Source organism: Acinetobacter bouvetii, assembly GCF_902753875.1.
Lineage (GTDB): Bacteria > Pseudomonadota > Gammaproteobacteria > Pseudomonadales > Moraxellaceae > Acinetobacter > Acinetobacter bouvetii_A.
In genome coordinates this window covers 36840-62461 of the sequence record NZ_CADDTS010000014.1, presented here as the reverse complement: position 1 = coordinate 62461, position 25622 = coordinate 36840, and the positions used below count along the sequence as shown (strand labels likewise).

The window sequence follows — 25622 nt, the reverse complement described above, 5'->3', positions numbered from 1 at the left end:
AAGCCTGATGCTTAAAAAAGCATCAGGCTTATTTTTTGCTATATTCGCTTATTTTTCAATATTTACCAAGCTTTTTCTAAAATCGCTCTTAAATCGTTTAGCGTGGCTTCTTTCGGGTTATAAATAATGGAACCATCATTTAATGCCTTGTCTGCAACTTCATCAAGTTGTGCTTCAGAAACTTTACCAGTTTCACGTAATGTGCGTGGCAACTTGGTCAATGCATATAAACGATCGCGCATGGTCAGAATGGTGGCAATGGCTTTATCTGCACGTAAATGCGCAGGCGTCTGAGCATAAATATCCGAACCCGCTAAAGGAAGCAATAATTCGGCAATCTTGTCGCCATTCACTTCCTTGTTGTACTCAAGCACATAAGGCAGGAACAGGTTCATGCAGAGACCATGAGGCAAGTGCGCTACCGCACCTAAAGCATGACCTAAAGAGTGAACCAGACCCACCATAGAGTTAGAGAAAGCAATACCCGCCATGGTTGAAGCTTGTGCCAATTCTAGGCGACCAAATTCATCTGTTGGGTTATCGAGAACACTGAACAGGCTGTTGCTCACTTTTTTGATGGCAGCGGTGGCATAGGCATCGCTGATCGGATTGGCTGCCATGCAAGTATAAGCTTCCACAGCATGCGTTAGCGCATCCATAGCGGTCATCGCTGTTAAATGCGGTGGCAGAGTCTGGGTCATGCGCGGGTCAAGAATGGCGGCATGTGGCATCAGATAATAAGAGGCAAACGGCATTTTGACGTTTTTCTCAAGATCGGAAACCACGGCAACCATGGTGACTTCAGAACCGGTACCCGATGTGGTTGGAATCACAAAAAAAGGTTTTAATGGTTTTGGCAGGTTATGTGCACCTGAATATTTCAGCAGATCATCGCCACCTTCAGTGACCAGAATATTAGTGGCTTTCGAGGTATCAATTACTGAACCACCACCCACAGCAATAATTGCATCACAGTTATTGTCACGATAGGCTTTTGCTGCCTTACGCACGGTTTCTACGCTTGAATCGGGTGGAACATCATCAAAGATTGCACCAATCACGGCATCGGTAGACTCAAATGCCGCTTCAATCGGTGCAAGCAGATTGTTGCTACGCACACCTTTATCGGTAATGATGAGTGGACGTTTGGCCCCTAAAGTGGCAAGTTCAAACGGAATGTGTTCTAACGCGGCATGACCGGCGATGACTTTTACTGGACAGAAAAATTCGTAATAAGGCTTAGCCATGTTATGCACTCCGTTTAAAATAGGATTGAGCTACTTTCAAATAAATATTTGCAGCTCCAGTCAGTTTTTCTTTTAAGCTCAATTCGGTTGGATATTGTTTTACTGCCAGCTCGGCTAAGAGTTTCGGTAAAATGAGCGCTTCCATTTTGTTTAAACAACGCACCAGACGAATGGCAAATGAAATATCACCATCGGCAATCATACGGTCATTGGCAAATGCCTGAGCAGTACTTTCCTGAAAAGAAAAGACTAAAAAAGCATGGCTTAGATGTTTAAAGGTAATGGTGAGGTCAGGTTTGCTCTCAAAAAAGGGTAGTAGTTTTAATTGATGGTCTTCCGTGACCTTGGCAATAAAAGCCGGACCATTGGGAAATACTTTCATTGACAGCACGAAACCTACAGGAAATTTTGAAACTTCCTGTTTGACTTCGGCATCGACTTGACTCGCCATGACTAAGCCTCTGCCAATCACATCCATCATGAGTTTGACATAGCTGAGTTGTAAAGCGGGCTTAACGGATTTGGTTGAAATCACTCGCGCATCCCTTTATCTAAAAAATATTTTATTAGTTTAGAGTAAATACTCTAATTTATTTTTATGTCAAAAGCAAAATTATTGTTGCATGACCTGGACTTCACTAAAGTAACCGCTGTTGTTTAAAGTTTCAATGATATCGACGCATAAGTTCGCGAATTTTGGGTAGTCTGGAACCAGATCCTGAATGCGGACCATTTCTAGACCGGCATAACCGCATGGATTAATGGTGTGGAAACCAAACAGGTCACAGTCAATATTCAGTGCCAGTCCATGATAGCTGCGGCCTTTACGGATTTTAAAACCCAAAGAACCAATTTTGCGCTCATCGACATACACGCCTGGTGCATCAGGTTTGGCATAGGCTTCAATGCCGTATTTTTTCAGCAGCTCAATCATCAGGTTTTCGGCATAGGACACCAGCGTGCGCACATTCCAGCCCAGGCGATTTAAATCGAACATGAAATAAGCCACCAACTGACCTGGACCATGCCAGGTAACTTGCCCACCACGATCCGTTTGTACCACTGGAATATTGCTCGACATCAGGATATGTTCAGGCTTACCGGCCTGACCTTGGGTCAGCACATCATGATGCTGCAAAATCCACAGTTCATCTGGCGTATTCTCATCACGGTTTTCGGTCAGGTTTTTCATGTCCTGAAAACGGTCAGGATAGGGAGTAAGCTGGTTAAATTGACGAATAATTAGTTTTGGTTTTAGAACAGCATCAGTCACGTGAAGTGCGCCCTTAAAAATTCAAGAGGATGGAAAGATTATAATGAAATCAACCTGAAATGGGGGATGATCAGGAGGTGATTTGGTATTTTGATCAAACCAGCAATTTATAATTACTGGATAAATAAAAAAACACGCAGAGAGCGTGTTTTTTTTGTGCTTAAAGCGCTGTCTTGATCAATGGACATGCGGCTAAATCAGCATAGAGCGCATGGACTTGTTCAAGTTCTACAAAAACAATTTGAGCAGTCAAAGAATGATATTTTCCGGTACGTGAAGGTTGTACCTTGATGCTGTTACCATCAAATTCCGGGAAATGTTTTACCAAAATTTCTACCACAGCAATATGTAATTCTTCGCAGGCTTCACCAATCAGTTTAATTGGATAATCCATTGGGAAAACCCAAAGATCTTCTTGAAGTTCACGAGATGGCGTACGGTCTAACATGGTCATAGTAGTCCCCCTTATATCAAACGCCTGCGTAAATGCAGGCGTTATGTGTGTTGAATACTTAATGGGGATGCTGAATTGCTTTTCAACTCCCCATCGGTAGACTAGCTGTTAGTCATTTTCAAGGAATGAACGCAAGTGTTCAGAACGGGAAGGATGACGTAATTTACGCAATGCTTTGGCTTCAATCTGACGGATACGTTCACGGGTCACATCAAACTGTTTACCCACTTCTTCCAAAGTATGGTCAGTAGGCATGTCGATACCGAAACGCATTTTCAAGACTTTCGCTTCACGTTCAGTCAGGTTTTCAAGCACTTCACGAGTCGCTTCTTTTAAGCCTTCTGAAGTTGCTGCATCCACCGGAGAGGTAATGTTGCCATCTTCAATGAAGTCACCAAGATGCGAATCTTCATCATCACCAATCGGCGTTTCCATCGAAATCGGCTCTTTGGCAATTTTAAGCACTTTACGCACTTTAACTTCATCCATTTCCAGACGTTCGCCCAATTCCTCAGGCGTTGGCTCACGGCCCATTTCCTGAAGCAATTGACGTGATACACGGTTGATCTTGTTAATGGTTTCAATCATGTGTACTGGAATACGAATGGTACGTGCCTGATCGGCAATCGAACGGGTAATTGCCTGACGAATCCACCAAGTTGCATAAGTCGAGAATTTATAACCACGGCGGTATTCAAACTTGTCTACCGCTTTCATCAGACCGATGTTACCTTCTTGAATCAAGTCAAGGAATTGCAAACCACGGTTGGTGTATTTTTTCGCAATTGAAATCACCAGACGCAAGTTGGCTTCAACCATTTCTTTTTTCGCACGACGGGCTTTGGCTTCACCCACGGCCATACGTTTAGAAATGTCTTTAATGTCCTTAACATTCAAGCCCAATTCTTTTTCGATGTCGGCAATCTTTTGCTGGAATGCCAATACATCTGGACGTACTTTTTCTAAATAAGTTTTTTGCTCGGCAGGTGCTTTGGCAATTTGCTCATCTAACCAAGCTGGATTAGATTCCTGACCCGGGAAAGAAGTACGGAACTGAGTACGATCCATACGACCGCGACGTACTGCATAACGCATGACTTCACGTTCAGAAGTACGAATCTGTTCATGGGTACCACGAATCATTTCAGAAATGATGTCAAATAAACGTGGGGTAAATTTGAACATCATGAACACAGTGGCTAATGCTTCAAGTGCTTCTTCAGCTTGTTTGCTATTACGGCCATGTTGTTGAATGGCAGCTTTGGTGACTTTCCAGGCTTCTTCCAGTTCAGCAAAACGTACGCGGGCAATTTCTGGATCTGGACCTGATTCACCTTCAGAATCATCATCACTTTCAGATTCTTCTTCGTCATCATCATCCAGTTTTACATCTTTAGTTGATTTAGAGGTCGATTCTTCATCGTCATCGATTTCAGATTCATCTTCTAAAACTTCTGGAATTTCTTCGTCAGATTCTGGGTCTAAATAACCAGATAAAATATCAGCAAGACGACGTTCACCTTCGGCAACATCGTTATATTCTTTTAATACAACTTCAACAGCATTTGGCCAGTAGGCAATGGAGTGAAGAACGTCACGAATACCTTCTTCAATACGTTTGGCAATGCTAATTTCGCCTTCACGCGTTAATAGTTCAACCGTTCCCATTTCACGCATGTACATCCGTACTGGATCCGTGGTACGACCAGGTTCGTTTTCAACAGAGGCCAGTACTGCTGCCGCTTCTTCTTCGGCAACTTCATCGGCAGCTTCTGCACTGGAACCATCGAACATGGTGTCATCAGATTCAGGCGCACGTTCATGCACTGGAATACCGACGTCTTGAAGCATTTGAATAATGTCTTCAATCTGTTCGCTTTCCGTGATCGAGTCGGGGAGATGATCGTTAACCTCAGCGTAAGTTAAGTAACCTTGCTCTTTGCCTCGGCTAATCAGAGCCGCTACTTGCGAAGTAGGGGAAGTCATATCGCTCATCTTTGCTTACTCTTCGTTGAATCTGTGGCAGTGAAAAACCGTGCATGATAGCACAATTCGTTTAAAATTGTTTTGAATATTGATTGCTCAAGTCTCATTAAAAAAATATGAATTTGTTTTAACAACTATTTTCAATATTGGGCTGGAAATTTCTTTTTCAAGTGCATCGGGTGGATCACTCAAAATATATTGAGTTTTTATTAGGCCATGATGAAAATTCTAGGTACTAATAAATACACAATTTTTAGGGGGAAAAACAAGATTAAACCAGCTTTGTGAGAGAAAAAAATAAAAATACTTGACAAGAATGCATAAGCACGATAAATAGCGCCTAGACCCATTCACTTTTTTCACCATGAGGTAGTTTTAGTGTCTTCTACAGATTTTGAACTAGATGATAGCTACAGTGATGATGATGTTAGTTTTGATGAAGTATCAAGCAAAATTAGTGCTAAAGAGTCGTTAGAAAAACGTCGTCTCATTGATGACCTTCTCGCACAACGTCGTTTAGAGCGTGAACTGAAAGATTTTGATTATGATCTGGATGATGACGACGATTTTGATGACGAAGAAGACTAAAATAGGATTCAGCATAGCGGGCTAAAATGCTATGCTATGCCGTAGTTATTTTACAAACCTGGATTTTAAATGAGTGCTTTAGATTTAGACCTTTTGAGCGAATATCTAGATGGCGACCAAAATGAATATGGTCTAGATTTCCCGGCTACTCATGGCTTTTTATGTGCAATTGCTGTTGGTCCGAAATTCGATAAATGGCTGGACGAACTTTTTGATAACAATCAAAAGAAAGTACCTGCTGAAATTATTGCCCAAGTAAAAGCATGGTTAGAATCAATTCGTCAAAGCTTGGCCAATGAAGAAGGAATCGAGTTTCCTTTTGAAATTGAAGAAGCAGAAGTGGATTCAAGTTTAGGTGACTGGAGCGTTGGCTTTGTCGATGCGATGTTCTTGAACGAAGATGCCTGGTTTACGCCTGAACATGAAGAGCAATTGGTAGACTTAACTTTACCAATGATGGTGTTCAGTGGCGTGGATGAAGAAGATCCACAAATGGAATCTTTCCGCCGCAACGGTCAGCTCATGGACGAAATTGCGGAAGAAATTCCAGACAACTTGAATGAGCTATATTTAATGTACCACACGCCAGCGTGATGGCACACCTTGCGCTGCTATAATCGCAGCTCATGTATCACACACCAGCGTGATGGCACACCTTGCGCTGCTATAATCGCAGCTCATGTATCACACGCCAGCGTGATGATACACCTTGCGCCGCTACAATCGCAGCGCATATACCTGAGCCAGCATGATGTTGATCTTGCACCGTTATCATTACGGCTCATACATCAAACGAATTGGCTTAGTTGAAAAAGCACCTTTGATAGGTGCTTTTTTATTGAATGCAGAAATGAGAAATTAGCTTGTGTAGTCAACTGGGTGCACCCGCCATAAATTCAATTGCAAAATTTTAAATACTGTCCAGCTCTATGATGTTGGCTAGATTTTAGTGCTGCGTTTATGCCTGCGATAAAGAATCCAGATGACAATGGCAATTACAATTACAAGGATCACATGGCTGACTTGGCTAAAAATTTGCTGCATCAGTGCCTGATTTTCACCAAAATAAAAACCGATACAGGCCAGAAAAGTCGTCCAAATGATGGTGCCCAAACCACTATAAAACATAAATTTCCAAAAAGGCATTTGGCTCATGCCTGCGGGAATACTAATCAGCGAACGTACTGCTGGAATCATGCGGCCAAAAAACACAATACGGTGTCCATAATGTTCGAACCAGTCGAGTGATTTTTTGACATCTTCCGATTTAATAAACAGATATTTACCGTAACGGTCAATGAAACCAAAAATGCTGTCATTATTAAATTTATAGCCAACCCAGTAGAGTAAGGCGGCAGCGAGCAATGAGCCAAAACAACCGGCAATAATAACGCCGAATAAAGTCAGCTGACCCTGTGAGGCAGAGTAACCAGCGGATGGCATGATGATTTCGGAAGGGATGGGCGGAAACACATTGTCAAGGAACATCAGCAGGGCAATACCGAGATAGCCCAACTGTTCCATAATAGAAATAATCCACTCTGTTAGATTCATAAAGTGATACAAATAATTGTGATATTTACACCATCCTAAATTTTATTTGTTGCAGGGTAAAGTGTCGTCCAGAAGTCATCGTAATTCTTCTTGGCTATGAATCAGGGTGTGGATATATACTTTTCTTAAACTGTAAGCGAGTGCAAATGGAATCACACCGAGCAGGGCATATTCAAGCAAATTAGGTGTTAGGTGATAGGCAATGAACAGGGAAAAAATGCTACCGATTACTGCTCCCATGATCACAATAAAAAGATGTGATTCCTGCTCTAAAGTTTGTTTAATTTGTTCTACTTTTTTAATATTTTTTTCGCGTACAAGGTGGAAGCGACGGGTATAGTTGGCTGAACGACTAATTGTTCTTGACATAATTTAACTCCTTTTTCACGTTATAAATTTAATTTTTAACTTTAAAAATGAATGGGTTATAGATTTATTGTAATTTTTATCTCAGAGTATCAGATTATTTGTGAAGTGACACACATTAATAGTAAGACTTAGTGATCTTTTTTTATTTATTGTTAGTTTTAGGTAAATAAAAAGCCCTCGAGTGAGAGCTTTTGTTTCTTAATCTGGATTACAGACGTTTGCGTTTAGCTGCTGCAATTTGCGACTGACGCATACGGAAACCGGCTTTTTGTTTCTCGCTGGTTTTATCGATGCAGTATTTGCAAGACACGCCATGTTCATAACTTGGAAGCTCAACTTCTTCAGGAAGCAAAGGCCAGCCACAGGCATGACATTTAATGTTTTGCCCTTCTTCTACACCATGTGTCACGGCAGTACGACCATCAAAGACGAAACATTCACCTTCCCACATGCTCTCGGAAGCTGGAGTTTCCTCAAGGTATTTCAAGATACCGCCTTTGAGGTGGTAGACTTCATTAAAGCCTTCTTGAAGAAGCAGGGAAGTGGATTTTTCACAGCGAATCCCACCAGTACAGAACATGGCAATTTTCTTGTCTTTGTGCTGTTCAAGTTCTTTTTTTACGTATTCCGGGAATTCACGGAAGGTTTCAGTTTGAGGATCAAGCGCACCTTTAAATGTACCGGCTTTATATTCGTAGTCATTACGCGTATCGATCAAAATCACGTCGTCACGTGCAATCAGTTCATTCCATTCTTTAGGATCAAGATAGTGACCGACTAAATCGCGTGGTTTGACTTCCACGCCTAAAGTCACAATTTCTTGTTTCAGTTTGATTTTCATTTTACGGAATGGCTTTTCAGAGCTCTGTGACTCTTTATATTCCATGGCATTAAAACCTTCGTTCAGAAGGAATTGATGAATGCGGTCAATCGCTACACGATCCCCGGCAACCGTCCCGTTAATGCCTTCACCCGCTACAATTAGAGTTCCACAAAGATTGATGGTTTTTACCAAATCGAGAAGACGTTGTTGAAGATCGGCTGGATCTTGAACTTCTTTGAATTGATAAAGTGCGGCAACAACCCATTCAGTGGTCGCTTGCTGTTCTACAGGTGCAAGCTGTTCTACAGTAGCGTTCATGGAATACTCCAAATATATTTAAGACAGGACAAAATTTAAGGCGCATATTCTACCGTGAATTGTCCAAATTAGCGAGAAAACCCTTCGCAAAATATGGTTTTTAATTTGTGTTTATGAGATGTATGATGCCTGTGTCTCTTATGTACTACATTAAAAATGGTCTGCACCTGAAAGACCTTTATGTTGTTGAATTTCGGAGTTTATTTTGAATACTGATCGTCGAATTGCCTCTTTAACTCCATGTGCAGGGCGTTGCTCTACCGTGTTTGGTGATTCGGTCTGTCGTGGTTGCCGCCGTTTTAATCATGAAGTGATTAAGTGGAATACCTATACTCCAGAACAGCATACGGCCATTTGGCGTCGATTAGATTCACAACTGGATCAGATTCTGATACCGATGTTGCCCATGGCTGATATAGCCCATGTTGAAGGTTTTGTTTTATCCAAGCGTGTGCGCTTGCGTCCTGATGCGAGTAAAGGACGTAAGCTTTACCATGCATTAAAGTTGTGTGAGAAAAACCGTCATTTCACTGTTGATAGTGGCTTAGGCATTCACTATAAAGACGTTCGTCCTTTATGGGATGAATTTGAGCGGCGTGTATTGGCTCTGGCAACGGCGAGTTATGATTTGGCTTTTTTAAGAGCGGATGGCATCAGTATGCATTTACTGCAAAGTATGGAAGAAGAGGATTAGATCCTCTTTTTTTGCGTCATAAAATTGCAGGTTTTAAGTAGATAAGAGACATTGTTTTTGAATTCTTCCGAGTATTTTTTATATTGTGTGGCTGTGGTGGTGATGATTGCGACGCCCGGTCCGGTCATGTTACTGGTTGCAAGCGCGGGTTTACAGGGCGGTTATAGAAAAGCCCTGCAAACTATTTTTGGGACAAATTTTGCTTCACTGATTTTAATTGTTCTATCTGTCTGTATTTTGAAAGGCATTTTAAATATCAATGAATACTGGTTGAATGGCATCAAAATATTGGGCTGTCTGTATATTGCCTATATCGGTTTGGATATTTTAAAAGAAGTTTTCACCACGCATGTTGAACAGCCTATGCAACTGAAAGCCGCACAGGGTGGATTCAAACAGGGCTTGCTGGTCGGAATTTCCAATCCTAAAGATATTATTTTCTTCGCTTCATTTTTTCCAAAGTTTGTGGGTATTACTTCAGACATGAATCTAAGTTTTTCGGTACTGACTATCAGCTGGATTATTTTAGATTTTGCGACGCTCTCTTTAGTATATCTTTCATTTAATAGCTTATCCCAATCTCAACTGTATCCGAAATTACTGGCAGCCTGCGGCATGATTTTGGTCGTGGTTGCGCTGTATGGTATTTATGCAACGGTTTTTGCTTAGAGCTTGAGAGATTTTTGAAAGAATCATGGCAGATTTTAAGCTGAAAAAACAGGCTTGAGATAGCAGGCCTGTTCTCATTCTAAAATTTTTTAAGCAATATTTTAAACATTGTGCTGAATACGATACTGCATGATTTCTTCAATAGTAATAACTGTTAAATCATGTGTTTGACCATAGGACAATACTTGGATACCTGATGCCATGGTGCCATCGGGATTGGTCAGTTCACACAAAACCCCTGCAGGTTTTAAGCCGGCCAAACGTGCTAGATCAATCGTACCTTCGGTGTGTCCACGACGGGTGAGTACACCACCTTCACGGGCACGTAAAGGGAAGACATGACCAGGGCGGTTGAGGTCGCTGGCAACTGCACCATCTTTAATTGCAGCTTTGACGGTAGTGGTGCGGTCTTTAGCTGATACGCCTGTAGTGACACCTTGCGCTGCTTCAATCGTTACAGTAAATGCGGTTTTAAAATGACTGGAATTATCTGCCACCATGGGTGGAAGCTGTAAATGATTGGCAAGTTCATCAGTCAGGCAAAGACAAACAATGCCTGAACCATCACGAATCATGCGAGCCATGGTTTCTACAGTTAAGGTTTCTGCAGCCACAATCAGGTCGGCTTCATTTTCACGGTCAAAGTCATCCATCACCAATACAGGTTTGCCTTGGCGGATGTCTTCTAGTGCTTTTTGAATGCGCTGCTCAGCAGGAGGGAGGGCAGAAAAGAAAATTTCGGGTTGAATTAAACTGGACATTGAAACGCTCTCGTAATTTATGGATACGGTTGAACATTTCAGGACATGTGAAATACTGGCGTTACCAAACAGCTCCCAAAGATTACACTCTGGAAATGTCAATGTGTGACGTCGTCTTCTTTCATCCGGACTATACCGTCGGCTCTGGCATTTCACCAGATCTGCGAATCGTATTTTGACGATAGGCTCGTGGGCTGGTTAAATCCTAGAAAATGCTAGCTTTAACTTACCACCGGTGGGGAATTACACCCCGCCCTGAAGCGATGTGCAATTAGTATAGACCTGTTTTGTAGCAATGGTACAGATTTGTATAGATGAATCAGTCATATGAATAGTCACATGATGAATAATGTAAAAAACAGGTATAAGCAAGCAATAAAAAAGCCCGCATTAGCGGGCTTTTTGGGAATCTTGAAATCTTTAAGCAACTTGCACAGGAATACAGTTAGCTGTGTGGTTCACTGTGTTATTTGGATTTGCATAGACCAAACGTGGTTTATGGGCATTGGCTTCAGCTTCGGTGAAATCACCAAAGGTAGCAATGATCATCAAATCACCGACATCGGCTTGCAGTGCTGCACCACCATTGACAGAAATGATGCCCGAGTTGTCTTCACCACGAATTGCATAAGTCGTGAAACGCTTACCATTAGTCACGTTCCACATATGAATTTCTTCATATTCGCGGATACCGGCTAAATCCAATAGTACGCCGTCAATTGCACAAGAACCTTCATAATGTAATTCTGCTTGTGTAACCACACAACGATGAATTTTAGCTTTTAATAAACGAGATAGCATGGCTAGCGTCTCCTTGGTAGACCTAAGATCTTATCTTATGGTTAATCAATCACTTCTTACTGGATAAGTAATCGGCAGAATGCGCATTTTGCTCTGAAACAGGCAAGATGGCAAGAAGGATTGTTCAACAATTTATGGATTTATCAGTTTGGTTTGTAAGCATTGATCTGGTTCATGGCTTGCTGTATGTCACCGTTTACCAGCAGTTTAATGCGGGATAAAGCGTGTGCAAGAGCATCGTCCATTAAAGCCTGTTCACTGCTTGGGGCTTTGCTGAGTACATGTCCAGATACGCGTTCTTTAGAACCTGGATGACCAATTCCAATGCGCAGACGATGGAAATTTGGACCCGTATGTGGAACGATGTCACGTAAACCGTTATGACCACCGTGACCGCCGCCCGTTTTCAGGCGAATTACACCGGGGTTCATATCCAGTTCATCATGAGCAATCAGCATGGCTTCAGGTGCAACTTGATAGAATTTGGCGAAGGGAACTACACTTTTACCCGAGGCATTCATAAATGTAGTCGGTAAAAGCAGACGGACGTCTTGACCTTCAATATTACCGCGACCACTGATTCCGTGGAATTTAGGATCGGCTTTGAGAGAGATGCCATATTGTTCTGCAAGGCGTTCAACGAACCAGAAGCCTGCATTATGGCGGGTTTGGGCGTATTCCTTACCAGGATTGCCCAAACCAACAATTAGCGAAAGTTTTGACACTAATTTACACCGTTAACACTTATGCGCGTTTGAAGTCAGCGTGCATAGGAGTGTTTTTAGCTGGGTGACGTTGTAAAGCTTGGATTTTAACGCTTTCAACTTTATCGCCAACTTTGATTTCAACAACTTCTTCAAAGAAAGCGTTGTTTTCAAGTGCTTTAACAAGTTCACGAAGTTCTAAAGTTACTGCAACAGGTTCGCCTGAACCGTAGATGATTGCTGGTACTTTGTTTTGAAGACGAAGGCGGCGGCTCGAACCTTTCCCTTGTACTGCTTCTTCACGTGCTGCTGCGTTTAATACGAAGTTTGCCATGATAGACATTCCTAATTTAAGTTTAATTAAGCTGAGTTTTCGACCAGCTCAGCGATAGAAAACCCTGCCAAAAGCAGGGTTTTGAAAATTTAGCGCTATATTATAGATAAGAATCAAACATTGCGCTAATAGATTCTTCGTTGTTAATACGACGAATTGTTTCAGCAACCATGCTGGCTACTGAAACTTGGCGAATCTTACCAAGTTCTAATGCTTCTTGAGAAAGCGGGATAGTATCTGTTACTACAAGTTCGTCGAGTACAGAATTCTTCAAGTTCTCAAGGGCTTTACCAGAAAGTACCGGGTGAGTTGCATAGGCAACGACACGGCGAGCACCAAACTGTTTCAGTGCATCAGCAGCTTTACACAAGGTGCCTGCTGTATCCACCATGTCATCCACGATGACGCAGTCACGATCTTTCACATCACCAATCAAATGCATCACTTGTGATTCATTTGCTTTTTGACGACGTTTATCGATGATTGCTAGATCGATATCACCCATTTGCTTGGCTACAGCACGTGCGCGAACTACACCACCAACGTCTGGAGAAACAACCATTAAGTTATGGTGTTGCTGTTGACGAAGGTCAGCAAGTAATGCAGGAGTACCGTAGATGTTGTCTACAGGGATATCGAAGAAACCTTGGATCTGGTCAGCATGAAGGTCGATCATTACCACGCGGTCAATACCCACAGTAGTCAGCATGTCTGCGACAACTTTGGCAGTAATTGGCACACGGCTAGAACGAGGACGACGGTCTTGACGAGCATATCCGAAGTAAGGAATGACAGCAGTGATACGACCTGCACTTGCACGACGCAAAGCATCAGCCATAACAAGGACTTCCATCAGGTTGTCATTCGTTGGGGCGCAAGTAGGTTGTACCAGGAATACGTCTTTACCACGAACATTTTCGGTAATTTCGACAGCGATTTCACCGTCAGAAAATTGACCTACAGATGCTGCACCTAAAGGGATGTGCAGGTGGCTTACGACTTTTTGGGCGAATTGTGGATGTGCAGTTCCACTAAAAACGACAAGATTGGGCATGAAGCACCCTTGGCGGTTGGAATGTTTGAAAATAGATGGCAGGGGCGGCTGGATTCGAACCAACGGATGCCGAGATCAAAACCCGGTGCCTTACCACTTGGCGACGCCCCTAATGCGGCAGAACTTTAATATTTTTGCTGTTCTCTGTCAAGGTGAATTAACAAATCAACAAGCAAAGATTGCTCTGTCTTTTTTGAGAAAATGGCAGGGGCGGCTGGATTCGAACCAACGGATGCCGAGATCAAAACCCGGTGCCTTACCACTTGGCGACGCCCCTAATTCGATGTTGTATTTAATGGCAGGGGCGGCTGGATTCGAACCAACGGATGCCGAGATCAAAACCCGGTGCCTTACCACTTGGCGACGCCCCTAAAATACAACGATCTACAGATGAAAATGATGGCAGGGGCGGCTGGATTCGAACCAACGGATGCCGAGATCAAAACCCGGTGCCTTACCACTTGGCGACGCCCCTATCATATAACCTTGAAATGACGTAATGGTGATTCATTTAAACTATTAACCAAGTAAGCTTTACAAGGTGAATGCGCCAAAATCTCATCAATATTCATATCTGCGGTTACTTCAGTAAAAACACAAGCACCTGTACCTGTAAGTTTTGCAATACCGAACTGGTCTAAATACTGCATCGCTTCATCAACTTCAGGATATAGACTTCTTGCTAGAGGCTCAAAGTTATTTCCAAAGTTAAATGGCTTTAACTGATAGGCGCAAAATTTAGTAGGCTTCGTGTCTCTTGTCAACGTTTTTTGTGAAAAAAGCAGTTGAGTGCTGATAAAACAATCAGGTTTGAGCACGATGTATTGTTTTTGATCTAAGTCTATGAATGTTAAGTGTTCACCAATCCCTTCTGCCCAGGCATTAAGACCGTGTACAAAAACCGGAACATCGGCCCCCAGTTTCAGCCCCAATTCCGCCAATTGCTCAATGCTTAAGCCACATTGCCACAACTGGTTGACCACAATCAGGGTGGTGGCTGCATTGGAAGATCCGCCGCCTAGACCTGCCCCCATGGGAATGTGCTTTTCAATTGAAATGGCAAGACCGGTCAGCTTTTGCGCATAAGGTTTTAAGATTTGCGTCGCTTTGTAGATCAGGTTCTGCTCTAAATTGACATTGCTCAAACCCTCAATAGAGATTGTTAAATCATCTGTTGGGGTGAATTCTAGCCAGTCGCTTAAATCAATCAGTTGAAAAATGCTTTGCAATTCATGATAACCGTTGTCACGACGACCTGTGATGTGCAAAAAAAGATTGAGCTTGGCAGGAGAGGGTGCGCGAATCATAGAATTTTGAACTTTTAAGAACTTAACGATTTTGAATGAGCATTGTAATACGGTTTTCCTGACCTGACTCAAGTGCCTGCTTCAAAATCAGTTTATTAGGTAATTGGGCCTGATCATTATAACTCAGGTCAACGGTCCAGCCATCTTCCAGAAATTGAATTGGGCGATTTTGCTCATCTTTACTGATTTTGGCTTGTATGGTTGCAGGTTTGGCCTGAACCCAATCTACGAGATGGGTAATCGGTGCTTGCCAGCCAGTGGCACGTTGCAATAATTCTTCCGGAGTCGCGGCTTGAATCAGTCCAGTTTTGGCACTGTTGAGGGTGACATTCCCCGGTTGGCCTGAAATCTGGGTTTTACCTACCCCTAAAATGCCACTGAGTTCGATGTCAAATTCATCCTGTTCTTGTACCCAGGTAAAAAATGCGCTGCCAGACTGTCCTGGCGTTCTGACCCCAATTTTACCTTGAAGATTGAAATTGTTAACGGCTTCAGGAATTTGCGCGACATTCGGTGCTTGAGGCTGGGTAAATTGTTGACAGCCCGACAAGATCAGGGTGCTGGTTGCAAGCAGGGTTAGGCTGACTTTGGAAAAAATACGCATACAGTGGATTAACTCTTTTTCATGGGTTGCGGTAACAGTAACGATTTCAATTGTTCCAATTGAGGATCATTGGGGTGTTTTTTTTGTAATTGTTGTAACACATGATTAAATTTTGTCAGATTACCTTGCATGTACAGTGCTTTTGCATAGCGCACGCCAATTTTCACACTTTGACTAAGTTGATAAGCCTTTTCCAGCACTTGCGCCGAGGTCTTAAAGTCATTCTGTAAAAAGGTGATATAGCCTAGTGTATCCAAAATGGAGGCTTGTTCCGGCGCAAACTCCAGGGCATGTTCCACATATTTACGTGCCTCATCCAAACGCCGGTTTTGCAGCGCCAGGGTGTAGGCATAGGCATTCAGATAAGTAGGGCTATTGGGTTCAATTTCCAGTAACTTTTTCAATAGTTTATCCAGCTTGTCTTGATCCTGATAAGGATCGAGCAACAAGACTTCCGAATAGATCAGTTCCGGATCATCGGGAATGTTTTTAATAGCTTCATCCAGCAGGCGCATGGCGGCTTTTTTATTGTCCATACGTTTTAAAATATCTGCCTGAGCCTGATATAAAAAACTGGCATATTGCGGATAGTTCACGCGTTCCTGAGTCAAAAAGCGCAGGGCATCGGTCAGCTGATTTTGTTCTGAGAAAATGTTAATCATATTGCGGCGTGAAACCGTATAAAGGCTGCCATCCACCAAACGGTAATAGGCTTTTGCTGTTTCAAAATGCTGCTTGCGTTCGGCATTCACGGCCAAGTAATAATAGGCTTCATTTTGATATTGATTGGAATAACGCAGTCCGACTAGATATCTTTCAGCTTTTTCGTATTGTTCCAAGTCAATACTGGTGAGGCCGGCAATAAAAAGGGCTTCTTCTTCATGTGGCCATTTTTTTAGTAGGCTTTCAAGTTTGTTCAAAGCTAATTCAGATTGGTTTATTTTGATCAGATATTTAATTTCAGCTAAGCGCACTTCGAGATTATTTTTATGCTTGCGGCTAGATTGGCTATACCACTTTAATGTTTCTTCATCATTTCCTAAGGCACTAAGTAAATTAGCTTTCATTAAAATGAAACCAGTGACTTTGGCACGCTTTTTCAAAGCACGGTTAATAGTGTTCAGGGCCTGTTCAAACTGACCATTTTGAGCTTCCAGTCCGGCAATCAGTACAAGGATTGAAGGATTGTCGCGTTCTTTGCTTTTGCGTAAGGCTTCAATTAAAACTTCACGATCTTCGGGTTCTTCAGGTGCAATCCCGACCAGAATTTTTTCCAGATCTGCATCGGGATCAATCTTTAAAATTTTATTCAGCGTTTCTGCGGCTAGTTCATATTCATGCGCTTTTAAGGCTATATGTGAAAGATAAAATAAAGCTGGGACATCGGTTGGTTCTTGAACCACCCAATGTGTAGCAATATCCAGTGCTGCAGTTAAGTCGTTTTGTTCCAGTGCGACATTTAATGCACGCTGTTTCACCGTAGTGGAATTGCTTTTAATTGCAAGTACTGTGTAATTGTGTAAAGCAGTAGGAATGTCATGATAGGTCAATGCAAATTCAGCAATCATGCTCTGTTTTATGGCATTATAGTTTGAATATGCATGATAAATTTCTCCAGATGCTCTAATATGAGCGCTAGAAGCCATGCTACCCACAAGTAAGAATGTGGTAGAATATTGCTTAATTGTCGCGCCGCTTATCCGGCTATTTGTTTGACGCAATTTTTCTTGATCCAAGTAATGCTTTTTATGACACCAATACTGCACAATAGCATAAATTTAGCGAAATGATGATCTGATATGTCTTTCTTTGCATTGGGTGTCAACCATCAAACCGCCTCTGTAGAACTGCGTGAGCAGATTGCCTTTAACCCTGAAAAGTTAACGCAATTGCTGGCAGAACAAAGCCAGAACCCTGACCTGAATGATATGGTCGTGGTGTCTACATGTAACCGTACTGAAGTTTATGCCATGTCTGAAAATGCAGATATGGTAATGAATTGGCTCGCTCAGGCAAATGGCATAGATGCTAAACAATTGTTTAATCATGTATATCGCTATGAAAATGCGCAGGCCGTGACCCATTTAATGCGGGTAGCAAGTGGGCTTGACTCCTTGATGCTGGGTGAGCCGCAAATTTTGGGTCAGGTGAAATCAGCACTCTCTCTGGCTAAAGACGCCCATACTGTTTCTTCCAATTTAAACCGAATTTTTGAATATGCCTTTTATGCTGCGAAACGGGTTCGCTCGGAAACAGCAGTAGGTAGTCATGCTGTTTCCATGGGTTATGCCGTTGCCCAGTTGGCATTGCAAGTGTTTAGCAAGCCTGAAAAACTGACCGTGATGGTGGTGGCGGCGGGTGAAATGAATAGCCTGGTTGCCAAGCACTTGGCAGAAATGGGTGTGGGCAAGGTACTGATCTGTAACCGGACGCGTACCCGTGCAGAAACGCTGGCACAAGAAATTGCGCATCGGGTGGAAGTGGAAATTATTGAATTTGCAGATTTAGCTGCGAATTTACATCGTGCAGATGTAATTTCCAGCTGTACCGGCAGTCTGCATCAGGTCATTTCCTATGCCGATATCAAAACAGCACTGAAAAAACGCCGCTATCAACAGATGCTGCTGGTAGATCTGGCAGTACCACGTGATATCGATCCGAAAGTTGAATCGTTGGATGGCGTCTATTTATATGGCGTGGATGATTTACAAAGTGTAATTGATGACAATCTGGCACAACGTCGTCAGGCAGCGGTTGAAGCCGAAGTCATGGTCAACCAGTTAGCTACAGAGTTGCTCACTCAGCAAAAAATCAAAAGTGCCGGCAGCACTATTCATGCTTACCGTGAACAGGGTGAGACATTAAGACAAGAAGAATTGAGTCTGGCCTTGGCACAAATTGCCGGGGGCGAAAATCCAGAGCAGGTGTTGCAGGCATTCTCACATCGGTTGACGCAAAAACTGCTGCATCCCACTTCGATTTTATTGCGTCAGGCAGCCAAGGATGAAGATCCGGGTTATTTTGAATCGTTGCGTGATGGTCTGGATGAAGTATTTGCCAAGCGCCGTAAGTCGAAACGCTAACATTCTTTGGACTCATCGTTAGCGTACAGTATATCTTTCTAAAGCTTGTTTTTTTGTATTTAACTTTGTCGTGCTAAGTACGGCTGAAAGCGTAATAACGTGAAAAATCTCATATCCATTCAATCACCTGATGATCTTAAGCATTCAGCTTAAGGTGATGTGATGTCTCTATTTTAAAAATTAAAACTTAATCTTCTAACAAGGTCATGGTGCGCTTACGGTCAATTTCATAAATGCGCTGTTTTAGATTGCGCATTTCAGCGATGTTACTAAATTTCTTGGATTTTATTTTCTGTTGCAGACACTGGTATTGTAATTTAATGGAAAAATCTTCCGCCAATTTATCTGCCTGCTCGGGGGATGAGGTGTAATCGCTGACATTGGCTTGCAGTAAAATATGTTGCAAGTCATGGTGATACGGCGCACAGGCACCTAAGACATAATATTGCGATAACTCGGTATCATCCGGTAAATCATCAAAAATTGTATTAAAAATATTCAAAATTTTAAACAGCAATTGATCCTGTGGAATTAAGGCACGCAACGGTTCAAAATGAATATATAAATAGGGATGCTTGATCAGAATCGCAATCACATATTCTTCTGCATCAATCTTGGTGCTAAAGCTTAAAGAAGCATCATTGTTGACCTGAGGTTGCCATTTGCGGCTAAAACCCAGTTTTTCCCGGAAAAATTGCTGTAACAGGTAACGATAGGAGCCCTGTTTGGGCAATAACTCGGTCAGTTGGCGCAATTCACCCATGACCTGACTTTTACCTTCAGGCTTGGTCACATCATGATTCTGGGTTAAATGGGCAAATACAAAATCGGACAATAAGGGCGCTTGCTGTAATAAGCGATGGAAGTTTTCAATGCCTTCACGACGGATCAGCGAGTCCGGATCATGGTCATTGGGCAAGACAAAAAACTTCAGTTCACGTCCATCATTCAGTAAGGGGAGGGCAATTTCCAGCGTACGTCTGGCGGCTTTCTGTCCGGCAGCATCCCCATCGAAGGCAATGGTAATGCGATTATTCTGCTTGAACAGAATATTTAAGTGTTCGGTATTACTCGCGGTTCCTAGTGTGGCTACTGCGCCTGCGATGCCATATTGCTGCAAGGCAATGACATCCATATAGCCTTCAACCATCAGCCAGTCTTGAGCCTTCTGTTTTCGCCCTTCATATAAGCCATAAAGTAGCTGGTTTTTATGGAACACTTCCGAATCTGGCGAGTTGATATATTTGGGTTTGATCTCGTCATTTAGTGCACGACCACCAAAACCGACCACTCGACCTTTAGGATCACGGATCGGGAAAATCACCCGGTCACGCAGCAGGTCAAAATCGCGACCACTGTCACTGGTTCGGATCAGCCCCAGCAGTTTTAAACCTTCAATATCTTGCGGAAAAGCTTTTTCCAGATGCTGCCAATCTTCCGGTGCATAGCCTAAGCGCCAGTAAGCAAGAGTCTCTGCACTTAAACCGCGTTGCTTGAAGTATTGCTGTGCAGTTTGACTTTGCGGTAACTGACGCTCATAAAACTGGGCAATATTCTCCAGCAGGTCGAACAGGTTGCCATCTTGAGTGACTTCTTCAAAAGGAACTTGATCAAATGCTGCAAAAGGATCGCCATAATCTTCTTGCTGGGTCGCCTGAAATTCTGCAAAGGGATCAAAATGCGCTGCAGATGCGGGTGCTTCAGCAGGATTGGACTGAGCTTGAAGTGGATTTTGTGGCTGATTTTGCGATGCTGGAACAGCCGCTTTGGGTTTGGCTGCCTCACGTTTATATTTGAGTTTATTGGAATCGTGATTATCTTTTGGAAGTTCAATGCCGGTACGGCTGGACAAATCTTTCATGACATCGACAAAATTACGACCGTCGATATCCATTAAAAAGCGGATGGCATTGCCGTTGGCTTGGCAACCAAAGCAATGGAAATACTGTTTGTCCCGATAGACATGGAATGAAGGCGATTTTTCCTGATGAAACGGGCAGCAGCCTGAATAGGTACGGCCAGTTTTCTTAAGTTTCACGCGCTGACCAATCAGATCGACAATATCGGTCCGATCTAGAATTTGATCAATCGTGTGTTGAGGAATAGCCATAGGTCTGCAATCGGGTTTGGTATCTATCTATAAAATAACTGACCAAATACGCAGTCAGAATTTCCGCAAGCTTAAATTGCGGTATCACTTAAAAGTTAATTTGTATACCTTTTGCCCAAAATGATCAATATGAGGCATTAAAATAGCAAAAGGGCAAGTATGATAACTTGCCCTTCATGAAAATGCGAACAATAAGCCAAGCTTATTCGGTTGCTGGTGCTTCTGTAGGCGTCTCAGTTTGCGGTTGTTCTGTTGGTGCAGGAGGAATGCTAGTTTCTGTTTTAGGACGATCTAGCAAACCAAAACTGATGCGGTTAGTGAAACTACGTTTTTCTGATTGATCGGTATTTTTCTGTTGTTCTGCTTCAGTTGAGCTTTGCGCTTCACGGCCCAAAATCCCCAAAGTGGCACGGTTAACCCAGCTACCTTCACCATGTGCAGCACGTATATTTACGCTACCATCTGATTTAACCAAATGTGGATAATTCAGTTTAAGCAATTCAATATATTGCTTGGAAGTTTGAGTGTCGCCTAATTTGTCATAACCATAAGCCATGGTTGCCAAGGCTTCAGGAACTTGAGGGGTTTGTGGATAGTGTTCAACCACCCATTGAGAGCGTTCAACTGCTGCTAACCACGCTTTACGCTTGATATTGAATCGCGCTGCATTCATCTCAGATTCAGCCAGTTCAGTGCTAATAAACTTCATGCGCTGTGCGGCATCGACTGCATAAGTGCTTGAAGGGAAGCGACGAATGAAATCGACAAAGTTCTGATAAGCCACTTTTAAGTAGCTGACATCACGGTGCGCCTGTTTTAGTGAGGTATAACGTAACAAGCTATCGTAGTTTTGTTCCATGTTCGCCACACCACGAACATAGTAAGCATAGTCAACGTTTGGATGTTGCGGATTTAAACGGATAAAACGTTCAGCCAGTGCAATCGCACCTTCATAATCTTTTTGCTGAAATTTGACATACAGCAATTCGAGTTGTGCCTGCTGCGCATATTCACCTGTTGGATAATAGGTGTCTATGGCTTCAAGATGCTTGGCCGCATCGGTATATTGTCCACGTTCAAGTGCTTTTTCTGCTTTTTGAATATACACCTGCTCGCTAGACTGTGGTCCTGTATCCACCACTTCTTTCTTTGGATTACTGCTACAGCCCACTATTGCCGACGCAACGCCTAAAGATAAAGCAAGCATTGTCATTTTATAACGTGGTAACGACATAAAAATTCCTCTGTTAATACTGGCAATGAGCTACAATTGCGCTATTAAACCACTTTTGTCTGAATGAGCAAATGAGTCAAGCACAATCTTCTAATTCTAATGTCCCTGAAACTGATTTCAATTTACTTGAAGATTCTGAGGATGCAGATAACCATACTTCAGACTCAACTGCAACACGTTTATCGTTGCAATTTCAATTGGATGAAAGCTATTTGGGGCAGCGTATCGATCAGGTGGCGGCACTCATCTGGAATGAATTTTCCCGTGAAAAATTGAAACAGTGGCTGAAAGACGGCCATTTGTTGGTAAATGGTAACAGTGTCAAACCCAAGTACAAGTGTGAAGGCAATGAGCTGTTAACACTGGATGTTGAGCTGGAAGTTCAAACCAAAAGCCTGCCGGAAAATATTCCCTTAAATGTGGTGTATGAAGATGACGATATTATTGTGATCAACAAACCGGTCGGGATGGTGGTTCATCCGGGTGCAGGGAATAGCTCGGGTACGTTAGTTAATGCCTTGCTGTATCATTATCCAAAATCTGCGGAACTGTCCCGTGCCGGTCTGGTACACCGCATTGATAAAGACACCAGTGGTTTGCTGGTGGTGGCCAAAAATCTGGAAGCGCAATTTTCTTTAAGTAAGCAGTTGGCCAAAAAATCAGTCTATCGTGTTTATGATCTGATTGTGTACGGCAATATCATTGCCGGCGGCACCATTGATGAACCAATTAAGCGCCATCCGGTGGATCGCGTGAAAATGGCAGTATTGCCGGGTGGTCGAGATGCGGTGACCCATTACAACGTCAAAGAACGCTTCCAGCATTTTACTCGCGTGCAAGCCCGTTTAGAAACCGGACGTACCCATCAGATTCGTGTGCATTTTAGTTATCTGGGCTATGGTCTGGTCGGTGATCAAGTGTATATGAACAGGGTGCGTGTACCGGCAGGGGCTTCGGAACTGCTCGGCGATACGCTGCGTCAATTCAAACGCCAGGCCTTGCATGCAGCAAAACTGGGATTGGTTCACCCACGTAGTGGTGAAGAAATGATGTTTGATGCACCTTGGCCGGAAGATTTTACGCAACTGGTTGATGTATTGCGTAGTGAAAATAAAGCCTACTAAGCAGTTTGCTTGCTGGTTATGAATCATAAGTAAAAGCACAAGGAAATCGACATGCAATTTGTTCAAGGGCTTCCATCCGGGGTATATGTTGGACAGACCCGGGTGCATCATGAAAAAACGCAAGCTTCAGCAAAGCCGAAACTTGCGGGATTTAATCTGGCCTTGCATGTGGGTGATGATGCTAAACGTGTACAGCAGCATCGTATGGCTTTGCTGGCAGAGTTTGCTGAATTTGGTGTGGATAAAGTCACCTGGATGACGCAAACCCATAGCACCATCTGTCATAGCATCAATGAAGAGATTCCTTTTGAAGCCTTGGAAGGGGATGGTCTGGTCACTCAGCGTAAAGCGCATGCTTTAATGATGATGACCGCAGACTGTTTGCCGGTGGTACTGGGCAATGTCGAGGGCACAGAAGTGGCGAATTTGCATGCCGGCTGGCGTGGTCTGGCGGGTGGGATTATTGAAAACACCATTGCTGCCATGCAAACTCCGCCCACCTGGGCCTGGTTGGGTGCTGCGATCAGTCAGCCCTGTTTTGAGATCGGTGAAGAAGTCAAACTGGTTTTCTGCTCCAAATATCCAGAACTGGAAAGTGCTTTTCAGGCAGGTGAAAAAGCCACCAAGTTTTATGCTGACTTATATGCCATTGCGCGATTTATTTTGCAGCAACACGGTGTGACAACCGTCTTGGGTGGCGATCAGTGTAGCTATCAGCAAACGGAAGAATATTTTTCCTATCGCCGTGAAGCCAAAACCGGACGCATGGCGACATTCGTGTTTATGGCATGAAACTGTTAAACTTGATTAAAATTTATTGTTTTTATTGATATGTCTTTATCCACGAAATCTCTTGCTATTGTTTATCACAGCCCCTATGGACATACTGCAAAGGTCGCTTCCTTTATTGCCCAAGGTGCTCAGCAAACAGGTGTACAGGTGCATTGCATGAACATCGAGCAAGTTGATTGGGATATTCTGGATCAGGCAGATGCGATTGTGTTGGGCTGCCCAACTTATATGGGCAGTCTTACTTCAGCTCTGAAACTGTTTATGGAGCAGTCGTCTAAACGTTGGTTGGCACGTAGCTGGCAAGGCAAAATTGCAGCGGGCTTTACCAATGGTGGTGGACTCAGTGGTGACAAGTTGGCGGTATTGCAACAAATCAATTTATTTGCCATGCAGCATGGCATGTTATGGGCAGGTTTGCCGTTGATGCCCACAGGGCGGAGTGGTCAGGATCTGAACCGGATGTCGGGCTTTTTAGGTCTGATGACCCAGTCAGATAATGCACCGGTAGATGTGACGCCACCGCAAGGGGATCTGGATACCGCTCTTTGGTTCGGTGAATATATTGGCTTGTTATTAAACAAGTTCAAATAAGGTTCTTGAAATAAAAAACCTCCAGCTGGAGGTTTTTTTTATTTATGAAAAATTCGGGCTTTATCACGCTGCCAGTCCCGATCTTTTTCAGTCGCGCGCTTATCATGTAACTGTTTACCTTTTACCAAGGCAATTTCCAGTTTAGCCAAAGGACCTTTCCAGTAGCATGCCAAAGGTACGCAGGCATAACCTTTCTGATTCACTGCACCTAAAAGTTTTTCAATTTCACGACGGGAGAGCAGCAACTTACGTGTGCGGGTTGCTTCGGGCACCACATGCGTCGAAGCAGATAACAAGGGTTGGATTTGTGCACCAAACAAGAATGCTTCATTGTTTTTAAAAAGAATATAGCTTTCGGTAATGGTCATCCGCCCAGCACGTAAGGACTTGACTTCCCAGCCTTGTAATGACAGCCCAGCTTCGAATTTCTCTTCAATAAAATAATCATGGCGAGCACGCTTGTTCTGCGCAATAGTGCCACCAGTATTTTTTTTAACTACGATTGATTTCGACATAATACGAATGTTCCAAGATTGACTCTATTTTGCCTCAAACTCGCGCCAAGGTGAAGTTTTTTCAAAATTAAGGAGATTGTTCACTAAAAAAAGAAGTTTTTGCTAAAATAGGGTTCTACTAAAAACTAGAGTAAAAATGGATGACTAAATCTCGCGTCATTTATCCAGGCACTTTCGATCCAATTACCAATGGACATATCGATTTGGTGTCGCGTGCAGCGAAAATGTTTGATGAAGTAGTGGTTGCTATTGCCATTGGTCATCATAAAAATCCAGTCTTTAGTTTGGAAGAGCGAGTGGATCTAGCAAAAAAGTCGCTTAGTCACTTGCCCAATGTAGAATTTGTCGGATTTGATGGTTTGTTGGTTAATTTTTTCCGTGAACAAAAAGCAACAGCGGTACTGCGTGGATTACGCGCTGTATCGGATTTTGAGTACGAATTTCAATTGGCCAATATGAATCGTCGCCTGGATTCAAGTTTTGAAGCCGTGTTTTTGACACCTTCAGAACAATATTCTTTTATTTCATCTACTTTAGTACGTGAAATTGCTCGTTTGAATGGTGATGTCGCGCAGTTTGTGCCGCAAGCTGTGGTAGAAGCCTTTAAACGGAAACAACAGCAAGGTTGGTAGC

The 25622-nt window shown here is 43.0% G+C and carries 28 protein-coding genes, 4 tRNA genes and 1 riboswitch; of the genes, 9 read left to right on the top strand and 23 right to left on the bottom strand.

Annotation, left to right across the window (positions count from 1 at the left end):
• Nucleotides 1-62: 62 nt before the first annotated feature.
• From FB6_RS04060 to rpoD, 5 genes are all read right to left on the bottom strand, one after another.
• On the bottom strand, nucleotides 63-1247 hold the full coding sequence (locus FB6_RS04060) for an iron-containing alcohol dehydrogenase (RefSeq protein ID WP_174558766.1): 1185 nt from the start codon (nucleotides 1245-1247) through the stop codon (nucleotides 63-65).
• A gap of 1 nt (nucleotide 1248) precedes the next feature.
• A complete protein-coding gene (locus tag FB6_RS04055) occupies nucleotides 1249-1782 on the bottom strand; it encodes a hypothetical protein (RefSeq protein ID WP_174558765.1) in 534 nt (177 codons plus the stop codon).
• Between the two features lie 78 nt (nucleotides 1783-1860).
• Entirely contained in the window at nucleotides 1861-2520 is a 660-nt protein-coding gene (gene lipB / locus FB6_RS04050; protein ID WP_174558764.1) for a lipoyl(octanoyl) transferase LipB, read from the bottom strand.
• A gap of 160 nt (nucleotides 2521-2680) precedes the next feature.
• Nucleotides 2681-2968, bottom strand: a complete 288-nt coding sequence (locus FB6_RS04045) for a YbeD family protein (protein ID WP_174558788.1) — start codon at nucleotides 2966-2968, stop codon at nucleotides 2681-2683.
• 114 nt (nucleotides 2969-3082) lie between these two features.
• The gene (rpoD, locus tag FB6_RS04040; RefSeq protein WP_174558763.1) at nucleotides 3083-4969 is read right to left on the bottom strand and encodes an RNA polymerase sigma factor RpoD; all 1887 of its coding nucleotides are present in this window, start codon (nucleotides 4967-4969) and stop codon (nucleotides 3083-3085) included.
• A 369-nt stretch (nucleotides 4970-5338) separates the two neighbouring features.
• Between rpoD and FB6_RS04035 the strand changes: the two genes are divergently transcribed.
• Nucleotides 5339-5548 carry a PA3496 family putative envelope integrity protein gene (locus FB6_RS04035; RefSeq protein ID WP_086176283.1) on the top strand — a complete coding sequence of 70 codons (210 nt, stop codon included), beginning with the start codon at nucleotides 5339-5341 and terminating at the stop codon, nucleotides 5546-5548.
• 69 nt (nucleotides 5549-5617) lie between these two features.
• Nucleotides 5618-6142, top strand: coding sequence for a YecA family protein (locus FB6_RS04030; protein ID WP_174558762.1), 525 nt, complete (start codon nucleotides 5618-5620; stop codon nucleotides 6140-6142).
• 345 nt (nucleotides 6143-6487) lie between these two features.
• Here FB6_RS04030 and FB6_RS04025 read toward each other — a convergent pair whose 3' ends face one another.
• The 3 genes from FB6_RS04025 to trhO all read right to left on the bottom strand — a co-directional run bounded on the left by FB6_RS04025 (nucleotide 6488) and on the right by trhO (nucleotide 8612).
• Nucleotides 6488-7102 carry a DedA family protein gene (locus FB6_RS04025; protein ID WP_174558761.1) on the bottom strand — a complete coding sequence of 205 codons (615 nt, stop codon included), beginning with the start codon at nucleotides 7100-7102 and terminating at the stop codon, nucleotides 6488-6490.
• Between the two features lie 75 nt (nucleotides 7103-7177).
• Complete coding sequence (locus tag FB6_RS04020) at nucleotides 7178-7471, bottom strand: FUSC family protein (protein WP_174558760.1); 294 nt, start codon at nucleotides 7469-7471, stop codon at nucleotides 7178-7180.
• A 208-nt stretch (nucleotides 7472-7679) separates the two neighbouring features.
• The gene (gene trhO, locus FB6_RS04015) at nucleotides 7680-8612 is read right to left on the bottom strand and encodes an oxygen-dependent tRNA uridine(34) hydroxylase TrhO (RefSeq protein ID WP_174558759.1); all 933 of its coding nucleotides are present in this window, start codon (nucleotides 8610-8612) and stop codon (nucleotides 7680-7682) included.
• 205 nt (nucleotides 8613-8817) lie between these two features.
• Between trhO and FB6_RS04010 the strand changes: the two genes are divergently transcribed.
• The gene (locus FB6_RS04010; RefSeq protein WP_174558758.1) at nucleotides 8818-9306 is read left to right on the top strand and encodes a DUF1289 domain-containing protein; all 489 of its coding nucleotides are present in this window, start codon (nucleotides 8818-8820) and stop codon (nucleotides 9304-9306) included.
• 57 nt (nucleotides 9307-9363) lie between these two features.
• The gene (locus FB6_RS04005; protein WP_174558757.1) at nucleotides 9364-9975 is read left to right on the top strand and encodes a LysE family translocator; all 612 of its coding nucleotides are present in this window, start codon (nucleotides 9364-9366) and stop codon (nucleotides 9973-9975) included.
• A 101-nt stretch (nucleotides 9976-10076) separates the two neighbouring features.
• Here the strand turns inward: FB6_RS04005 and ribB are convergent, their stop codons facing one another.
• From ribB to FB6_RS03945, 12 genes are all read right to left on the bottom strand, one after another.
• The gene (gene ribB, locus FB6_RS04000) at nucleotides 10077-10736 is read right to left on the bottom strand and encodes a 3,4-dihydroxy-2-butanone-4-phosphate synthase (protein ID WP_174558756.1); all 660 of its coding nucleotides are present in this window, start codon (nucleotides 10734-10736) and stop codon (nucleotides 10077-10079) included.
• Between the two features lie 109 nt (nucleotides 10737-10845).
• A riboswitch (FMN riboswitch) is annotated at nucleotides 10846-11002 on the bottom strand.
• Nucleotides 11003-11156: 154 nt separating this feature from the next.
• Nucleotides 11157-11537 carry an aspartate 1-decarboxylase gene (gene panD / locus FB6_RS03995; protein ID WP_174558755.1) on the bottom strand — a complete coding sequence of 127 codons (381 nt, stop codon included), beginning with the start codon at nucleotides 11535-11537 and terminating at the stop codon, nucleotides 11157-11159.
• A 143-nt stretch (nucleotides 11538-11680) separates the two neighbouring features.
• Nucleotides 11681-12262 carry an aminoacyl-tRNA hydrolase gene (gene pth / locus FB6_RS03990; protein WP_174558754.1) on the bottom strand — a complete coding sequence of 194 codons (582 nt, stop codon included), beginning with the start codon at nucleotides 12260-12262 and terminating at the stop codon, nucleotides 11681-11683.
• Nucleotides 12263-12281: 19 nt separating this feature from the next.
• Complete coding sequence (gene rplY, locus FB6_RS03985) at nucleotides 12282-12575, bottom strand: 50S ribosomal protein L25 (RefSeq protein WP_174558753.1); 294 nt, start codon at nucleotides 12573-12575, stop codon at nucleotides 12282-12284.
• Nucleotides 12576-12675: 100 nt separating this feature from the next.
• Nucleotides 12676-13629 (bottom strand): ribose-phosphate pyrophosphokinase, encoded by a 954-nt coding sequence (locus FB6_RS03980; protein WP_174558752.1) that lies wholly within the window; start codon nucleotides 13627-13629, stop codon nucleotides 12676-12678.
• Between the two features lie 36 nt (nucleotides 13630-13665).
• Nucleotides 13666-13740, bottom strand: a tRNA-Gln gene (locus tag FB6_RS03975).
• Between the two features lie 91 nt (nucleotides 13741-13831).
• Nucleotides 13832-13906 (bottom strand) — tRNA-Gln (locus FB6_RS03970).
• A 19-nt stretch (nucleotides 13907-13925) separates the two neighbouring features.
• A tRNA-Gln gene (locus tag FB6_RS03965) sits at nucleotides 13926-14000 on the bottom strand.
• A gap of 29 nt (nucleotides 14001-14029) precedes the next feature.
• Nucleotides 14030-14104: transfer RNA gene (locus tag FB6_RS03960), tRNA-Gln, on the bottom strand.
• A 1-nt stretch (nucleotide 14105) separates the two neighbouring features.
• A complete protein-coding gene (ispE, locus tag FB6_RS03955) occupies nucleotides 14106-14936 on the bottom strand; it encodes a 4-(cytidine 5'-diphospho)-2-C-methyl-D-erythritol kinase (protein WP_174558751.1) in 831 nt (276 codons plus the stop codon).
• Nucleotides 14937-14958: 22 nt separating this feature from the next.
• Nucleotides 14959-15540, bottom strand: coding sequence for a lipoprotein insertase outer membrane protein LolB (lolB, locus tag FB6_RS03950; RefSeq protein ID WP_174558750.1), 582 nt, complete (start codon nucleotides 15538-15540; stop codon nucleotides 14959-14961).
• 8 nt (nucleotides 15541-15548) lie between these two features.
• The gene (locus FB6_RS03945; protein WP_174558749.1) at nucleotides 15549-17261 is read right to left on the bottom strand and encodes a tetratricopeptide repeat protein; all 1713 of its coding nucleotides are present in this window, start codon (nucleotides 17259-17261) and stop codon (nucleotides 15549-15551) included.
• A 78-nt stretch (nucleotides 17262-17339) separates the two neighbouring features.
• On the opposite strand from FB6_RS03945, the gene hemA reads away from it, so the two are divergent.
• Complete coding sequence (hemA, locus tag FB6_RS03940) at nucleotides 17340-18623, top strand: glutamyl-tRNA reductase (protein WP_174558748.1); 1284 nt, start codon at nucleotides 17340-17342, stop codon at nucleotides 18621-18623.
• Nucleotides 18624-18810: 187 nt separating this feature from the next.
• Here the strand turns inward: hemA and FB6_RS03935 are convergent, their stop codons facing one another.
• Both FB6_RS03935 and FB6_RS03930 read right to left on the bottom strand, forming a co-directional pair.
• Entirely contained in the window at nucleotides 18811-20733 is a 1923-nt protein-coding gene (locus tag FB6_RS03935) for a DNA primase (protein ID WP_174558747.1), read from the bottom strand.
• 202 nt (nucleotides 20734-20935) lie between these two features.
• A complete protein-coding gene (locus FB6_RS03930) occupies nucleotides 20936-21967 on the bottom strand; it encodes an outer membrane protein assembly factor BamD (RefSeq protein ID WP_174558746.1) in 1032 nt (343 codons plus the stop codon).
• Nucleotides 21968-22038: 71 nt separating this feature from the next.
• On the opposite strand from FB6_RS03930, the gene rluD reads away from it, so the two are divergent.
• From rluD to FB6_RS03915, 3 genes are read left to right on the top strand one after another with little or no spacing between them, the layout of a single operon-like run.
• A complete protein-coding gene (rluD, locus tag FB6_RS03925; protein WP_174558745.1) occupies nucleotides 22039-23091 on the top strand; it encodes a 23S rRNA pseudouridine(1911/1915/1917) synthase RluD in 1053 nt (350 codons plus the stop codon).
• A gap of 51 nt (nucleotides 23092-23142) precedes the next feature.
• Nucleotides 23143-23883, top strand: a complete 741-nt coding sequence (gene pgeF / locus FB6_RS03920; RefSeq protein WP_174558744.1) for a peptidoglycan editing factor PgeF — start codon at nucleotides 23143-23145, stop codon at nucleotides 23881-23883.
• 39 nt (nucleotides 23884-23922) lie between these two features.
• Entirely contained in the window at nucleotides 23923-24474 is a 552-nt protein-coding gene (locus tag FB6_RS03915; protein ID WP_174558743.1) for a flavodoxin family protein, read from the top strand.
• 38 nt (nucleotides 24475-24512) lie between these two features.
• Here FB6_RS03915 and smpB read toward each other — a convergent pair whose 3' ends face one another.
• Nucleotides 24513-24989, bottom strand: coding sequence for an SsrA-binding protein SmpB (gene smpB / locus FB6_RS03910; RefSeq protein ID WP_092819720.1), 477 nt, complete (start codon nucleotides 24987-24989; stop codon nucleotides 24513-24515).
• 140 nt (nucleotides 24990-25129) lie between these two features.
• Here smpB and coaD point away from each other — a divergent pair, with 140 nt between their 5' ends.
• Nucleotides 25130-25621, top strand: a complete 492-nt coding sequence (coaD, locus tag FB6_RS03905) for a pantetheine-phosphate adenylyltransferase (RefSeq protein WP_174558742.1) — start codon at nucleotides 25130-25132, stop codon at nucleotides 25619-25621.
• Nucleotide 25622: the final 1 nt, after the last annotated feature.

Coding starts and splice junctions, on each gene's coding strand:
- FB6_RS04060 (WP_174558766.1), bottom strand. CDS start 1,247: ATGGCTAAGCCTTATTACGAATTTTTCTGTCCAGTAAAAGTCATCGCC.
- FB6_RS04045 (WP_174558788.1), bottom strand. CDS start 2,968: ATGTTAGACCGTACGCCATCTCGTGAACTTCAAGAAGATCTTTGGGTT.
- rpoD (WP_174558763.1), bottom strand. CDS start 4,969: ATGAGCGATATGACTTCCCCTACTTCGCAAGTAGCGGCTCTGATTAGC.
- FB6_RS04030 (WP_174558762.1), top strand. CDS start 5,618: ATGAGTGCTTTAGATTTAGACCTTTTGAGCGAATATCTAGATGGCGAC.
- FB6_RS04025 (WP_174558761.1), bottom strand. CDS start 7,102: ATGAATCTAACAGAGTGGATTATTTCTATTATGGAACAGTTGGGCTAT.
- FB6_RS04020 (WP_174558760.1), bottom strand. CDS start 7,471: ATGTCAAGAACAATTAGTCGTTCAGCCAACTATACCCGTCGCTTCCAC.
- trhO (WP_174558759.1), bottom strand. CDS start 8,612: ATGAACGCTACTGTAGAACAGCTTGCACCTGTAGAACAGCAAGCGACC.
- ribB (WP_174558756.1), bottom strand. CDS start 10,736: ATGTCCAGTTTAATTCAACCCGAAATTTTCTTTTCTGCCCTCCCTCCT.
- panD (WP_174558755.1), bottom strand. CDS start 11,537: ATGCTATCTCGTTTATTAAAAGCTAAAATTCATCGTTGTGTGGTTACA.
- rplY (WP_174558753.1), bottom strand. CDS start 12,575: ATGGCAAACTTCGTATTAAACGCAGCAGCACGTGAAGAAGCAGTACAA.
- FB6_RS03980 (WP_174558752.1), bottom strand. CDS start 13,629: ATGCCCAATCTTGTCGTTTTTAGTGGAACTGCACATCCACAATTCGCC.
- ispE (WP_174558751.1), bottom strand. CDS start 14,936: ATGATTCGCGCACCCTCTCCTGCCAAGCTCAATCTTTTTTTGCACATC.
- lolB (WP_174558750.1), bottom strand. CDS start 15,540: ATGCGTATTTTTTCCAAAGTCAGCCTAACCCTGCTTGCAACCAGCACC.
- hemA (WP_174558748.1), top strand. CDS start 17,340: ATGTCTTTCTTTGCATTGGGTGTCAACCATCAAACCGCCTCTGTAGAA.
- FB6_RS03935 (WP_174558747.1), bottom strand. CDS start 20,733: ATGGCTATTCCTCAACACACGATTGATCAAATTCTAGATCGGACCGAT.
- FB6_RS03930 (WP_174558746.1), bottom strand. CDS start 21,967: ATGTCGTTACCACGTTATAAAATGACAATGCTTGCTTTATCTTTAGGC.
- rluD (WP_174558745.1), top strand. CDS start 22,039: ATGAGTCAAGCACAATCTTCTAATTCTAATGTCCCTGAAACTGATTTC.
- pgeF (WP_174558744.1), top strand. CDS start 23,143: ATGCAATTTGTTCAAGGGCTTCCATCCGGGGTATATGTTGGACAGACC.
- FB6_RS03915 (WP_174558743.1), top strand. CDS start 23,923: ATGTCTTTATCCACGAAATCTCTTGCTATTGTTTATCACAGCCCCTAT.
- smpB (WP_092819720.1), bottom strand. CDS start 24,989: ATGTCGAAATCAATCGTAGTTAAAAAAAATACTGGTGGCACTATTGCG.
- coaD (WP_174558742.1), top strand. CDS start 25,130: ATGACTAAATCTCGCGTCATTTATCCAGGCACTTTCGATCCAATTACC.